The organism is Intrasporangium sp., assembly GCF_036566125.1.
In the GTDB taxonomy this organism is placed as follows: domain Bacteria; phylum Actinomycetota; class Actinomycetes; order Actinomycetales; family Dermatophilaceae; genus Intrasporangium.
The window spans coordinates 1-12575 of sequence record NZ_DATCWX010000089.1 but is presented as its reverse complement, the minus strand read 5'-3'; the positions used below and the strand labels follow the sequence as shown (position 1 = coordinate 12575).

Sequence of the window (12575 nt, the reverse complement as noted above, 5' to 3'; positions counted from 1 at the left end):
TCGATCACCGACGGCTACGTCGAGGGCCGTGCGGCCTATCACGCGACCATGCCCACCGACGGCTTGGCGCGCAATGCGGCAATCATGCGCGAGACCCAGGCTCGTGGCATGGAGTCCTTGCGCGCGGCCCAGCTCGACCTCGGCAGCAAGGTCCGAGGACTGCTCGCCGAACGGGGCTTCCGGTCGGTCGCTGCCGAGGGCTACGAGGCACCTGGAGTCGTCGTGGTGCACACGGACGACCCCGGCCTCCAGTCGGGCGCCACGTTTCGGCAAGTCGGCATCCAGGCAGCCGCGGGAGTCCCGCTCAGGTGCGACGAGCCGGCTGACTTCTCGACGTTCCGCCTCGGTCTCTTCGGGCTCGACAAGCTCGGGGACGTCGACGGTACGGTCGCGCGCCTCGCCGCCGGGCTGGACCGGCTCCAGGTCACCTGACCCGGCAATCGAGCGTGCAACTTCTGCGTCGATAGGACGAGGCGATCCCGACCTGCCTCGCAGAAGTTGCACACTCGATTGGGTCAGGCCTTGGCGGCGGTGAAGCCCTGCTCGAGGTCGGCGATGATGTCGTCGATGTGCTCGATGCCCACGGACAGGCGCACCAGTCCGGGCGTCACTCCTGCCGCGAGGCGGTCGGAGTCGGGGCCCTGGGAGTGCGTCGTCGACGCGGGGTGGATGACGAGCGAGCGGACGTCACCGATGTTGGCGACGTGGCTGTGCAGCGTCAGGCCCTCGACGAACTTCTTGCCGGCCTCGAGCCCGCCCTCGATCTCGAAGGACAGGACGGCGCCCGCGCCCCGCGGCAGGTACTTCTCCGCGAGCGCGTGGTTGGGGCTGTCCGGCAGGGACGCCCAGATGACTCGCTCGACCTGGTCGTGGCCCTGGAGGAATGCGGCCACCTTGTGGGCGTTCTCGAGGTGCCGGTCGATGCGGAGGCTGAGCGTCTCGATGCCCTGACCGATGAGGAACGCGCTGAACGGCGAGATCGCGTTGCCGAGGTCGCGGAGCAGCTGGACTCGAGCCTTGAGGATGAAGGCGAGGTTGACGCCGAAGGCGCCGTCCTTGCCGAGGTCCCGTGCGTAGACGAGGCCGTGGTAGCTCGGGTCGGGGGTGTTGTAGTTCGCGAACTTCTCCGGGTCGGCGCCGAAGTCGAAGTTGCCGGAGTCGACGATGGCGCCGGCGATGGTCGTCCCGTGACCGCCGAGGTACTTCGTCGCGGCGTGCACGACGATGTCGGCGCCATGCTCGATCGGCCGGAGCAGGTAGGGCGTGGCGATCGTGTTGTCGACGACGAGCGGCACGCCGATCTCGTGCGCGACGGCGGCCACGGCCTCGATGTCGAGGATCTCGGACTTCGGGTTGGCGATGGTCTCGCCGAAGAAGAGCTTGGTGTTCGGGCGAGCGGCGGCGCGCCACGACTCGGGGTCGGCAGTGTCCTCGACGAAGGTCACCTCGATGCCGAGCTTGGGCAAGGTGTTCTGGAAGAGGTTGTACGTGCCGCCATAGAGGGCCGGGCTCGCGACGAGGTGGTCGCCGGCCTGGGCGATGTTGATGATCGCGAAGAACGTCGCGGACATGCCCGAGCTGAGCAGGAGCGCACCCACGCCGCCCTCGAGGGAGGCGATCCGCTTCTCGACCGCGTCCTGCGTCGGGTTCATGATCCGGGTGTAGATGTTGCCGAGCTCGGACAGCGCAAAGAGGTTCTTGGCGTGCTCGGTGTCGTTGAAGACGTAGGACGTCGTCTGGTAGATCGGCAGGGCCCGCGCTCCCGTGGCAGGGTCGGCCTGCTCCTGCCCGACGTGGATCTGCCGCGTCTCGAAGGACCAGTTGGGGGTGTCACTCATGGCGTGCTTTCCTCACACTCGCGCTTGCGCGCCGGCGGTCGCCGGGCGCCAGGTCCTCACCCGGGGCACCCCGCCGCGTAGCGAGGGTTGCCGGTCAGCGAGCCGGGGCCGTGACGCTGACACTCATGACCTTCGACGGGATCGTATGCCGCTGGGCTCGCTCCCAGCGTGCGCGTCCTCATGGTGGACGGTTGCGTCACGGAGGGCGCCCGGTGGCGTCAATCACGTGGACGTCCTACTAATTGTGTCCCGCGGGTAGCATGGCCAACTGTGACGAGCACTGACTTCGACCTGTTCCGGACCAGCGAGGACCACGAGGCGCTTCGTGAGGCGGTGCGCGCGGTTGCCGAGGACAAGATCGCCCCGTTCGCGGCCGCGGTCGACGAAGAGGCGCGCTACCCGCAGGAGGCGCACGACGCGCTCGTGGCCTCGGACTTCTTCGCCCCCCACGTGCCGGAGGAGTACGACGGCGTCGGCGCCGACGCCCTCGCGACGTGCATCGTCATCGAGGAGGTTGCCCGGGTCTGTGCGTCCTCGTCGCTCATCCCGGCGGTGAACAAGCTCGGCTCGCTGCCCCTCATCCTCGCGGCGAACGAGGACGTGAAGCGGAGGTACCTGCCGCCGCTTGCCCATGGTGAGACGACGTTCTCCTACGGACTGTCCGAGCGGGAGGCCGGCTCCGACACCGCGTCGATGAAGTGCCGGGCCAGGCAGGACGGCGACGACTGGGTGCTCAACGGGCAGAAGTCATGGATCACCAATGCGGGCGTCTCGGAGTTCTACACCGTCCTCGCGGTCACCGACCCCGACGGCCCCAGGGGCAACAACGTCACCGCCTTCGTCCTCGAGAAGTCCGACGAGGGCTTCACCTTCGGGGAGAAGGAACGCAAGCTCGGGATCAAGGGCAGCCCGACCCGCGAGCTGCACTTCGACAACGTGCGCATCCCCGGCGACCGGGTCGTCGGCGGGGTCGGCGAGGGCCTCAAGATCGCGCTGCGGACGCTCGACCACACCCGCGTGACGATCGGGGCGCAGGCGATCGGCATCGCCCAAGGCGCTCTCGACCAGGCCGTCGCCTACGTCAAGGAGCGCAAGCAGTTCGGCAAGCGCATCGCCGACTTCCAGGGCATCCAGTTCATGCTCGCGGACATGGCCATGGAGGTCGAGGCGGCCCGGCAGATGGTCTACGTCGCGGCAGCGAAGTCCGAGCGCGGGGACAAGGACCTGTCGTTCTTCGGTGCGGCCGCCAAGTGCTATGCCTCCGACGTCGCGATGAAGGTGACGACGGACGCCGTCCAGCTGCTCGGCGGCGCCGGCTACACGAAGGACTTCCCGCTCGAGCGGATGATGCGGGACGCCAAGATCACGCAGATCTACGAGGGCACCAACCAGGTCCAGCGCATCGTCATGGCGCGTCAGCTCCTCAGGGGCTGACCCTTCGCGGATCGGAGCAGGTCCCCGGGATCGCTACGATGTCCGGCGGGCTCGCCGTTCGGTGCGCCCGGATGCCTGCCTCGAGTCGAAGGAACACCGTGAGGATCACCGTCGTCGGTCTGGGAAAGATCGGTCTGCCACTCGCCGTCCAGTTCGCCAGATCGGGCCACGAGGTCCTCGGGGCGGACGTCAACCCCGGTGTGGTCGAGACGGTCAACGCCGGGAACGAACCCTTTCCCGGCGAGGCCCACCTCGCGGAGTATCTCGGGGCGGTGGTGGCCGAGGGCCGTCTGACCGCGACGACGGACACCGCCGAGGCCGTTTCGCGCAGCGACGCAGTCGTCGTCGTGGTGCCCCTGTTCGTCGATGCCGAGGCGAGGCCGGACTTCGCCTGGATGGACTCGGCGACGGACGACATCGCCCGCGGACTGCGGGCGGAGAAGAGCACGCTGGTGATCTACGAGACGACGCTGCCCGTGGGCACGACGCGGACTCGCTGGAAGCCCCAGCTGGAAGCCGGCTCCGGCCTCGTCGAGGGACGCGACTTCGACCTCGTCTTCTCTCCCGAGCGGGTGCTGACGGGCCGGGTCTTCCAGGACCTGCGCCGGTACCCGAAGCTGGTCGGGGCACTGTCGGACCGCGGCGCGGAGCGGGCGGTCGAGTTCTACGAGCAGGTGCTCCAGTTCGACGAGCGACCCGACCTCGAGCGCGGCAACGGGGTCTGGGACCTCGGCTCTGCGGAGGCGGCCGAGATGGCCAAACTGGCAGAGACGACGTATCGCGACGTCAACATCGGCTTGGCGAACCAGTTCGGCCGCTTCGCTGCGGCACACGGGATCGACGTGTACCAGGTGATCGAGGCGAGCAACTCGCAGCCCTACAGCCACATCCACCGCCCGGGGATCGCCGTCGGCGGCCACTGCATCCCGGTCTACCCACGGCTCTACCTCTGGAACGATCCGGAGGCCACCGTGGTCCGAGCCGCCCGCGAGGCCAACGCCGGCATGCCGGACTACACCGTCGGCCTTGCGGCCGGGGCGCTCGGCGGAACACTTGCCGGGCGCACGGTCGCGGTGCTCGGCGCCTCGTACCGCGGAGGGGTCAAGGAGACGGCGTTCTCCGGTGTGTTCGGCACCGTCGACGCCCTCCGGGCACAGGGGGCCGACGTCCTGGTCCACGACCCGATGTACTCCGGGACCGAGCTCGCCCGTTTCGGCTGGGCGGCCTACGAGATCGGCGAGAAGGTGGACGTCGTCATCGTGCAGGCGGACCATGCCGAGTATCGCGACCTGGGAGTCGAGTCCTTCCCGGGTGTGCAGGTCGTCGTCGACGGACGCCACGTCCTCGATGAGCGCCGCTTCGATGGCACCCGGTTCCTCGTCGTCGGGCGCGCCGAGGCTCCCCTCGAGCAGGCAACCGCCCCAGCCTCGAGCCAGGGGCCCAGCTGATGGGCGTCCGGATCGTCGATTCAGCGGATGTCGCGGACGGCGCGACCATCGGGGACGGCTCGTCGATCTGGCACCTGGCGCAGGTCCGCGAGGGTGCCGTGCTCGGGCGCAACTGCATCGTCGGCCGAGGTGCCTACGTCGGCACCGGCGTGCGGATGGGTGACAACTGCAAGCTGCAGAACTACGCCCTCGTCTACGAGCCGGCCGTCCTCGAGGCAGGGGTCTTCGTGGGACCGGCCGTCGTCTTCACGAACGACCACTTCCCCCGCGCGGTTTCCCCGGACGGCTCCCTCAAGCGCGGCGACGACTGGGAGGCCGTCGGCGTGACGTGTCGGGAGGGCGCATCGATCGGGGCCCGGTCGGTCTGCGTCGCACCAGTGACGATCGGTCGCTGGGCCCTCGTCGCGGCAGGATCGGTCGTCACCAAGGACGTTCCCGACTTCGCCCTTGTGGCCGGAGTGCCGGCGCGGCGCCTCCGCTGGGTCGGCCGAGCCGGCGTCCCCCTGGAGCAGCGCGCCGACGGTGAGTGGGTGTGCCCCCAGACCGGGGCTGTCTACCACGAGGACAACGAGACCCTGACGGAGGTCAACGAATGAACGACTTCATCCCCCCGGCCAAGCCGATTGTGGGAGACGAGGAGCGCGAGGCGGTCGATCGCGTTCTCCGTTCCGGCATGCTGGCTCAAGGGCCCGAGGTCAAGGCGTTCGAGGAGGAGTTCGCCGAGCACTTCCGGCTCGGTCGGGCCTGCGTCGCCGTCAACTCGGGCACCTCCGGGCAGCACCTCGGCCTCCTCTCTAGCGGGGTCAGGGCCGGGGGCGAGGTCATCGTGCCCTCGTTCACATTCGCCGCCACCGCCAACTCGGTTGCCCTGACAGGTGCCACGCCGGTCTTCGCCGACATCGACGCCGAGGACTTCTGCCTGTCGCCCGCCGCCATCGAGGCCGCCATCACCGAACGGACCGTCGGCGTCATGCCGGTCCACCTCTACGGGCATCCGGCGAAGATGGACCAGATCATGGCGATCGCCGACCGGCACGGCATCCAGGTGTTCGAGGACGCAGCACAGGCCCACGGGGCCTCGCTGCACGGCGCTCCTGTGGGCACCTTCGGCTCATTCGCCATGTTCTCGCTCTACCCGACCAAGAACATGACGTCCGGCGAGGGCGGCATGGTCTCTGTCGCGACGCCCGAGATCGAGCGGCTGATGCGTCTGTACCGCAACCAGGGCATGGAGCGGCAGTACCACAACGAGGTCGTCGGCTTCAACAACCGGATGACCGACATCCACGCAGCGATCGGCCGAGTCCAACTGACCAAGGTCGACGGCTGGACGAAGCAGCGCCAGGACAATGCCGCCTTCCTCGACACCAACCTTGCGGGCGTGACGACGCCGCCGGTGGCCGAGGGTGCGGTGCACGTCTACCACCAGTACACCGTCCGGGTGCCGGAGGACCGGGACGGCTTCGCCGCTGCGCTGCGCGAGCAGTACAACGTCGGGTCGGGCATGTTCTATCCGGTGCCGAACCACCGCCTCGAACCCTTCCGGGTGACGAAGGACCTGCCGGAGACCGAGAAGGCCGCGGCCGAGTGCCTGTCGCTGCCCGTGCACCCCTCTTTGAGCGAGCACGACCTCGAACGGATCGTCGAGGCGGTCAACGCGCTCGCGAAGGCAGGGGCCTGACATGGGCAACCTGCGGGCCGGGCTCATCGGCCTGGGCATGATGGGTCGCCACCATGCCCGCGTGCTGGGCTCCCTCGACGGAGTTGACCTCGTCGCCGTGGCCGATCCCGTAGGAGACCCGCACCATGCTGCGGCCGGACGACCACTCCTGTCCTCAATCGAGGAGCTGATCGCGCTCGGTCTCGACTACTGCATGGTGGCCGTGCCGACCATCTACCACGAGCCGGTGGCCACGGCGCTCGCCGAGGCTGGCGTGCACGCGATGGTCGAGAAGCCCCTGGCGCAGGACACGCCGTCGGCCCAGCGGCTTGCCGACCTGTTTGACGCCAAGGGCCTCGTCGGCGCCGTCGGCCACATCGAGCGGTACAACCCGGCCCTCCAGTCGGCCCGGTCCCGACTCGAGTCCGGCGACCTGGGCAAGGTGTACCAGGTGGTGACGCGGCGGCAGGGCCCGTTCCCGGCACGGATCGCGGATGTCGGAGTGGTGAAGGATCTGGCCACCCATGACATCGACCTCACCGCGTGGGTCACGGGTCAGGACTTCGTCTCGGTGTCCGCGCAGACCGCGATCAAGTCCGGTCGCGAGCACGAGGACCTCGTGGCTGCCGTCGGCCGGCTGGCGGACGGCACGGTGACGAGCCATCTCGTCAACTGGCTGTCGCCCCTCAAGGAACGCGTCACGATCATCACGGGGGAGAAGGGCACGTTCACCGCCGACACCCTGACCGCTGACCTCACCTTTCACGCCAATGGGGAGCGGACGAGCTCGTGGTTCAACCTGGCACAGTTCCGTGGCGTGTCCGAGGGCGACGTGATCCGCTATGCCATTGCCAAGCCGGAGCCGCTGCGGACCGAGCACGAGCAGTTCCGGGACGCGGTGCTCGGCAAGGACACGGACATCGTCACCATGCGGCAGGGGCTCAACACGGTCCGCGTCGCCGAGGCCATGATCGAGTCGGCTCGTAGCGGTCAGGTCGCCGTCCTCGAGCCGGTCTGAACCCACCTCCCACCGGCGCGCTGGGGCCTCCCCAGGCGTGGAACCCACGGACGAGGGAGCCAGCCACCCCGAAAAGCGGGGTCGCGCTGGAGGCGAGCCCAGCGGCATACGGGATGGTCGTGTGCCGTCGCCGAAGGGCTGACTCTGCGCCCGGGGTCAGACGGTGTGGCTCAGGATCGCCTCGACGGCTCGGCCGGCGGCGCGGCCGTCGCCGTAGGGAGCCGCATCCGTCTCGGACGGACCCGGACGGTCCATTGCGTCCGCGAGGGCGGCGGGCTCTGGAACGAGAACGTTCCAGCCGAGATCAACGGTCTCGGTCCACTCGGTCTCGGTCCGGATGGTCGTGCACGGCACCCGGAGCAGGAACGCCTCCTTCTGCAGGCCGCCCGAGTCTGTCACGACCCCGACGGAGGCCATGACCGCCCGGACGAGCTGGGGATAGGGAAGCGGGTCGGCCGTGACGAGACTTCCCGTGGTGAGGTCGATGCCATGCTCGGCGGCGCGGGCTCGAAGCCGGGGATGGGCCAGCAGGAGCGTCGGCGTGTCGAGGCCGGAGATGGCCTTGACGATGCTGCCGAGGCGGCCCGGATCGTCTGTGTTCTCGGCGCGATGGAGGGTCGCGACGCGGAAGGGGCGACCGCCCAGCTCGCTGGGCACCGCCGGCTCGGTGCCGGCGACCAGGTCGCGCACCTGGAAGAGGACGTCCGTCATGACGTCACCGACGTTCACGGAGCGCGTGGCGAGGCCTTCATCGGCGAGATGGCCCATGGCGACCTCTGTCGGGGCGAGGCAGAGGTCGGCGAGGTGGTCGGTGACGACGCGGTTGTGCTCCTCGGGCATCCGTCGGTTGAACGAGCGCAGCCCTGCCTCGAGGTGCGCCAGCGGGATGTGCATCTTGACCGCAGAAAGGGCCCCCGCCGCCGTGGAGTTCGTGTCCCCGTACACCACCACCCAGTCGGGACGGTGCTCCTCGAGCGCCTCGTCCAGCTTGGCGAGCATGGCCCCCGTCTGACGTCCGTGCGTGTCGGAACCGACGGCCAGGTGCACGTCCGGGGCTGGGATGCCGAGGTCACGGAAGAAGACATCCGACATGCTGACGTCGTAGTGCTGACCGGTGTGGACGATGACGTGGTCGACCCCGCGTGACTCCATGGCCTTGGCCATCGGTGCCAGCTTGACGAACTGTGGACGGGCTCCCACGACGCTGAGAATCTTCACGGCGAACGACCCTATCGCGTGTCGGCGGCGGTTCCGTCCACCGATGCTTTGGCATGGGGCGGCATCCCCCATACTTGTGCCGTGACCCAGCAGGAGACCACGTCGGACGACCACTTCGGCGATCGCCTCGACTCCTGGCCCGGGGTCAGCGTCATCGTCACTGTGCTGAACGAGGCAGGTCATCTCGCAGAGGCCCTGGCCATGGTCCTCGACCAGGACTACCAGGGTGAGATCGAAGTGGTCGTGGCCCTGGGTCCCAGCCACGACGGCACCGAGACGATCGCTCGGAGGCTACGGCAGGAGGATCCTCGCATCGTCCTGGTCGACAACCCATCCGGGCGCACCCCCGACGGACTCAACGCCGCGATCGGCGCGTCCAGCCACGACATCGTCGCGCGCGTCGACGGGCATGCCGAGATCCCGCGCGACTACCTCCGTCACGCCGTGGCGGAGCTCCGGAGGGTCGGCGCCGACAACGTGGGCGGGATCATGGACGCCCAGGGCATCTCACCGTTCCAGCGAGCCGTGGCCTGCGCCATGAAGAGCCGGTTGGGCGTGGGCAACGCCCGGTTCCACGTGGGTGGCCAAGCAGGGGAGGCGGAGACCGTCTACCTCGGTGTCTTCCGTCGCTCCGCCCTGGAGCGCGTCGGCGGCTACGACCCGCACTACTCCAGGGCCCAGGACTGGGAGATGAACCACCGGATTCGCAGCACGGGGGGCACGGTCTGGTTCACTCCTGAGCTGCGCGTCACCTATCGACCTCGCGCGAGGCTGCGAGAACTGGCACGGCAGTACTTCCACTACGGCCGCTGGCGTCGCGTCGTGGCGCGCCGGCACGCGGGCACCATCAATGCCCGGTACCTCGCTGCTCCGACGATGGTCGTCGCGACGACCGTCGCCGTGGTGGCCGGTGTTGCATGGGCTCCCGCGTTCCTGCTCCCGGCCACCTATGTTGCGGCCGTCACCGTGGGGGGCCTGGCGATCAGCCGCGACGAGCCTGCATCCGTCCGGATCCGCACGCCGCTCGTTCTTGCCGTCATGCACTGGTCGTGGGGCGTCGGCTTCCTGACCAGCACCAAGAGCAGCCTCGACTGACTCGTGACGCCGCATGGGCCTCAGCAGTCAGTCGAGGCAAGCTGGCCTCAGACGCGGGTCAGGCCCAGCTCCTCCATGGTGGGCCCGACCCCCGCGATCGCGGGCGCCGTCCGGTTCAGTCGCGACGCGTTCCAGATGAGGTATGTCGCGCTGTGGTCCAGCGACGTGAGCACCGTTGCCTCCCTGAGCGCCGCCATGGCCGCACGATTGCGCTTGGCTGAGAGCCACCATCCGGCCGAAGCACCCACGCGCCTCACGTACGCGCCGACGAGATGGCGCCGCGAGAGGTTGCGCGCAACGAGCGCAGCCCATCTCGGACTGAACCGTTGCGGTCGATGTGACGTGTCGATCGACACCGGCGCGTTGGCGCGATCGAGCAGGATGACGGAGTCTGCGACCTTCGCAAGCTCAGCGTCATAGGCCGACGCGGGACCCATGAGCTGGACGCGGGCGCCGGCGTCGCGGACTTGCTGGATGGATCGCCGTGTCATTTCACCCGGTGTCGTCGTGAAGGCCATGAGCACCGTTTCACCACGGGCATGCGGGGCGGGCGGAGGAGTCTCCTGGTGGACCTCCGCGCCCACCTTGGGCGGCGGGTCCGCGGGCGTGGGAGTCCCCGAGCCCTCGTCCGCCATCAACTCCGGAGCGAAATGTTTGGTGAGCCGGTCCACGGCTGGCTGGATCTGCGCGTAGCGCTCGTACTGCTCCGCGTGGCGGCGGGCCGCGAGCCGATCCTCGACCGAGGCGGAGTGCACCGTCTGCTCGGCCCGGAGGAAGGCCTCCGCGAGGTCCTCGGCATCGACACCGTCATTGCGGATCCAGAGGGGATAGTCCTCGAGGATCTCCACGGCCGCGTGGTCCCAATCGTGGACCGACATGACCGGCAGCCCGGTCGAGATGTAGTCGAAGACCTTGCCCGACGTGACGAAACGACCACCGACGAGGCACAGCACCAGCGCGTCCCACGACTCGTAGACGGCTGCGGTGTCCGCCTTGGCAACGGGCCCGCCGTATGCGACTCCGTGCTCGCCGTACTCCGCGATGACGGCCGCCTGGGGGGTGACACCTCTCAGTGCACCGATGCCCAAGTGCCCGCGGAACTCCAGCCGCGACCGCCGCAGCACGTCACTGCGCTCCCGAGCGAGCCGCCAGCCCTCACACAGGGCCCGCATCCGCGGGACGCCGAAGCTCACGGTGCCGAGATAACCGAAGGTCAGCCCGCTCTCGGGCTCGGGCTGGCGCAGCCTGATCTTGTCGGTTCCGATGGCGACATCGCTGCCGTTGCGGACGATGTGGAACTTGGTGGAGGCGTCGGGGTAGAGCTTTGAGTAGGCATCCCGGATGGGAGTGTTGACGAACCAGGCTTCCAGTGCATTCGCCAGCAGTTCCTGCTCGAACAGGGCCTCTCGGCTGTCCGGCTTGAAGCCTGGCCGGTCCTTGATGATGTCGATGGCCCACGCGTCGCGGTAGTCGACGATGTACGGCACGCCGTCGCGCTCGTACAGATCGAGCGCCGGGGCGAAGAACGTGTACGGCGTCCCGGACGTGAGCAGGAGGTCGGCCGGACGTTCGTCTTGTACGGCGCGGACCGCCTCGACCAGCTCGTCCCGCCAACCGCCGAACACCATCTCGGGGAACTGCTCCATGTTGTCCCGGTAGTAGTGCTTGAGCCACGTGCGAGGACGCAAGGCCCGAGCCTCGTCCCAGGTGCGGATGTCGGTCTCGATGTCCTTGCGGATCAAGGGGAGACGGATAACCCGGATGCGCGGATCGACCAACGCCAGGAGAGAGGGATCGAGACCTTGCTCGCGTTTCCAGGCGTCCTCGGTCAGGGTGACGACCGTCACGTCCCAGCCGGCACGCACGAACGAGTTGGCCGTCGCGAGCTTGCGGTAGACACAGGATTTCGCCGCAGGGGGAAAGCCCCACGCGAGATAGAGCAGATGTGGCTTGGTGCTCACGCGGTGTGCCCTTTCGTCGGGTCCAACAGGAGTCGCTCGAGCTCGGGTCCGACCACGCTCCAGTCGTGGTGTGTGAGAACCCACTCCCTTGCCTTGGCACCTTCGGCCTGCAGATCGCCGGCTGCCACCGCGGCACGGATGCGGTCAGCGGCCTGCTGCGGTGTCTCGACGATCCACTCGTCGGGGAACATGGTCTGCGCACCACCCCATCGGGCGACGGTCGGCCAGTTCCGCACCACCGGCAGCGCGCCGCTGGCGGCTCCCTGGATGAGGGCCTCGTGTGTCCCCTCGCGCTGGCTGGTCGAGAGGATCACGCCAATCCGTCGAAGGGCATGTGGAATGTCCCTCGTGAACCCCGGGCGGAGGACGGCGTCCCCGAGTCGCTCGAGGCGGCTCTCGTGTCGCGCGTTGTACTCGGCAGCCGCGCGGGTCAGCTTGTCGTCCTCGGGGAACGGGTTCCCGACGAGTCGCAGGTGCCAGGTCGGGTCGTCGCGGCGCAGGTCCTCGAGCACGTCGAGCGCCCAGGCCGGATCCTTCACGACCTGCCCCCAGCCGATGAGCCCAAGGGTCCGCTCGGCCCCGGGACGCTTCGGCAATGCATAGTCCCGCAGAGTTCTGCGGTTGCCGATGGTGTGCCGCCGAGGGCCCGACATGATCGCAGGGACGGAGCGCTCGACGAGGTTGCGGATATGGCCAGCGACGAAGACGACGTCGTCGACGCCGGACCAGTCGGTGATGAGGGGGAACTGGGTGAGAGCCTCGTAGCTGTGCAGTCGGACGACGACTCGCGCGCGCAGCTCCGGCACCATCGACATCCACACCATGGCCCGGTGACCCCACTCCACGAAGATCGTGTCGGCCCAGTCGAGGTCCTCGCGCACGCTCTGCGGGAGGTCCATCGGC

General features: G+C 68.7%; 10 protein-coding genes, 1 pseudogene and 1 riboswitch. Of the genes and pseudogenes, 7 read left to right on the top strand and 4 right to left on the bottom strand.

The genetic code is table 11. The annotated features are described in order from the left end of the window. A pseudogene (locus VIR15_RS05320) lies at positions 1–432 on the top strand (alanine--glyoxylate aminotransferase family protein); the annotation flags it as partial. Positions 433–515: 83 nt separating this feature from the next. Here the strand turns inward: VIR15_RS05320 and VIR15_RS05315 are convergent. Continuing rightward, positions 516–1838, bottom strand: a complete 1323-nt coding sequence (locus VIR15_RS05315) for a bifunctional o-acetylhomoserine/o-acetylserine sulfhydrylase (protein WP_331926435.1) — start codon at positions 1836–1838, stop codon at positions 516–518. A 15-nt stretch (positions 1839–1853) separates the two neighbouring features. Beyond that, a riboswitch (SAM riboswitch) is annotated at positions 1854–1969 on the bottom strand. A 139-nt stretch (positions 1970–2108) separates the two neighbouring features. Here VIR15_RS05315 and VIR15_RS05310 point away from each other — a divergent pair. The 5 genes from VIR15_RS05310 (at position 2109) to VIR15_RS05290 (ending at position 7398) form a co-directional block, all read left to right on the top strand. Continuing rightward, positions 2109–3272 (top strand): acyl-CoA dehydrogenase family protein, encoded by a 1164-nt coding sequence (locus VIR15_RS05310; RefSeq protein ID WP_331926434.1) that lies wholly within the window; start codon positions 2109–2111, stop codon positions 3270–3272. 98 nt (positions 3273–3370) lie between these two features. Continuing rightward, on the top strand, positions 3371–4720 hold the full coding sequence (locus VIR15_RS05305) for a nucleotide sugar dehydrogenase (RefSeq protein WP_331926433.1): 1350 nt from the start codon (positions 3371–3373) through the stop codon (positions 4718–4720). Next, on the top strand, positions 4720–5316 hold the full coding sequence (locus VIR15_RS05300; RefSeq protein WP_331926432.1) for an acyltransferase: 597 nt from the start codon (positions 4720–4722) through the stop codon (positions 5314–5316). Before VIR15_RS05305 ends, VIR15_RS05300 begins: the two co-directional genes overlap by 1 nt. Continuing rightward, on the top strand, positions 5313–6401 hold the full coding sequence (locus VIR15_RS05295; RefSeq protein ID WP_331926431.1) for a DegT/DnrJ/EryC1/StrS family aminotransferase: 1089 nt from the start codon (positions 5313–5315) through the stop codon (positions 6399–6401). The genes VIR15_RS05300 and VIR15_RS05295 overlap by 4 nt, the downstream gene beginning before the upstream one ends. 1 nt (position 6402) lies before the next feature. Further along, entirely contained in the window at positions 6403–7398 is a 996-nt protein-coding gene (locus tag VIR15_RS05290; protein ID WP_331926430.1) for a Gfo/Idh/MocA family protein, read from the top strand. Between the two features lie 156 nt (positions 7399–7554). On the opposite strand, the gene wecB is transcribed toward VIR15_RS05290, so the two are convergent. Then, positions 7555–8616: a non-hydrolyzing UDP-N-acetylglucosamine 2-epimerase gene (gene wecB, locus VIR15_RS05285; RefSeq protein ID WP_331926429.1), complete on the bottom strand. Its 1062-nt coding sequence runs from the start codon at positions 8614–8616 to the stop codon at positions 7555–7557. A gap of 81 nt (positions 8617–8697) precedes the next feature. On the opposite strand from wecB, the gene VIR15_RS05280 reads away from it, so the two are divergent. Then, positions 8698–9711, top strand: a complete 1014-nt coding sequence (locus VIR15_RS05280; RefSeq protein ID WP_331926428.1) for a glycosyltransferase family 2 protein — start codon at positions 8698–8700, stop codon at positions 9709–9711. A 47-nt stretch (positions 9712–9758) separates the two neighbouring features. Here the strand turns inward: VIR15_RS05280 and VIR15_RS05275 are convergent, their stop codons facing one another. Continuing rightward, positions 9759–11672, bottom strand: coding sequence for a glycosyltransferase family protein (locus tag VIR15_RS05275; protein WP_331926427.1), 1914 nt, complete (start codon positions 11670–11672; stop codon positions 9759–9761). After that, a partial coding sequence (locus tag VIR15_RS05270) for a glycosyltransferase family protein (RefSeq protein ID WP_331926426.1) occupies positions 11669–12575 on the bottom strand: 907 nt, incomplete at its 5' end. The genes VIR15_RS05275 and VIR15_RS05270, both read right to left, overlap by 4 nt.

Coding starts and splice junctions, on each gene's coding strand:
- VIR15_RS05315 (WP_331926435.1), bottom strand. CDS start 1,838: ATGAGTGACACCCCCAACTGGTCCTTCGAGACGCGGCAGATCCACGTC.
- VIR15_RS05300 (WP_331926432.1), top strand. CDS start 4,720: ATGGGCGTCCGGATCGTCGATTCAGCGGATGTCGCGGACGGCGCGACC.
- VIR15_RS05295 (WP_331926431.1), top strand. CDS start 5,313: ATGAACGACTTCATCCCCCCGGCCAAGCCGATTGTGGGAGACGAGGAG.
- VIR15_RS05290 (WP_331926430.1), top strand. CDS start 6,403: ATGGGCAACCTGCGGGCCGGGCTCATCGGCCTGGGCATGATGGGTCGC.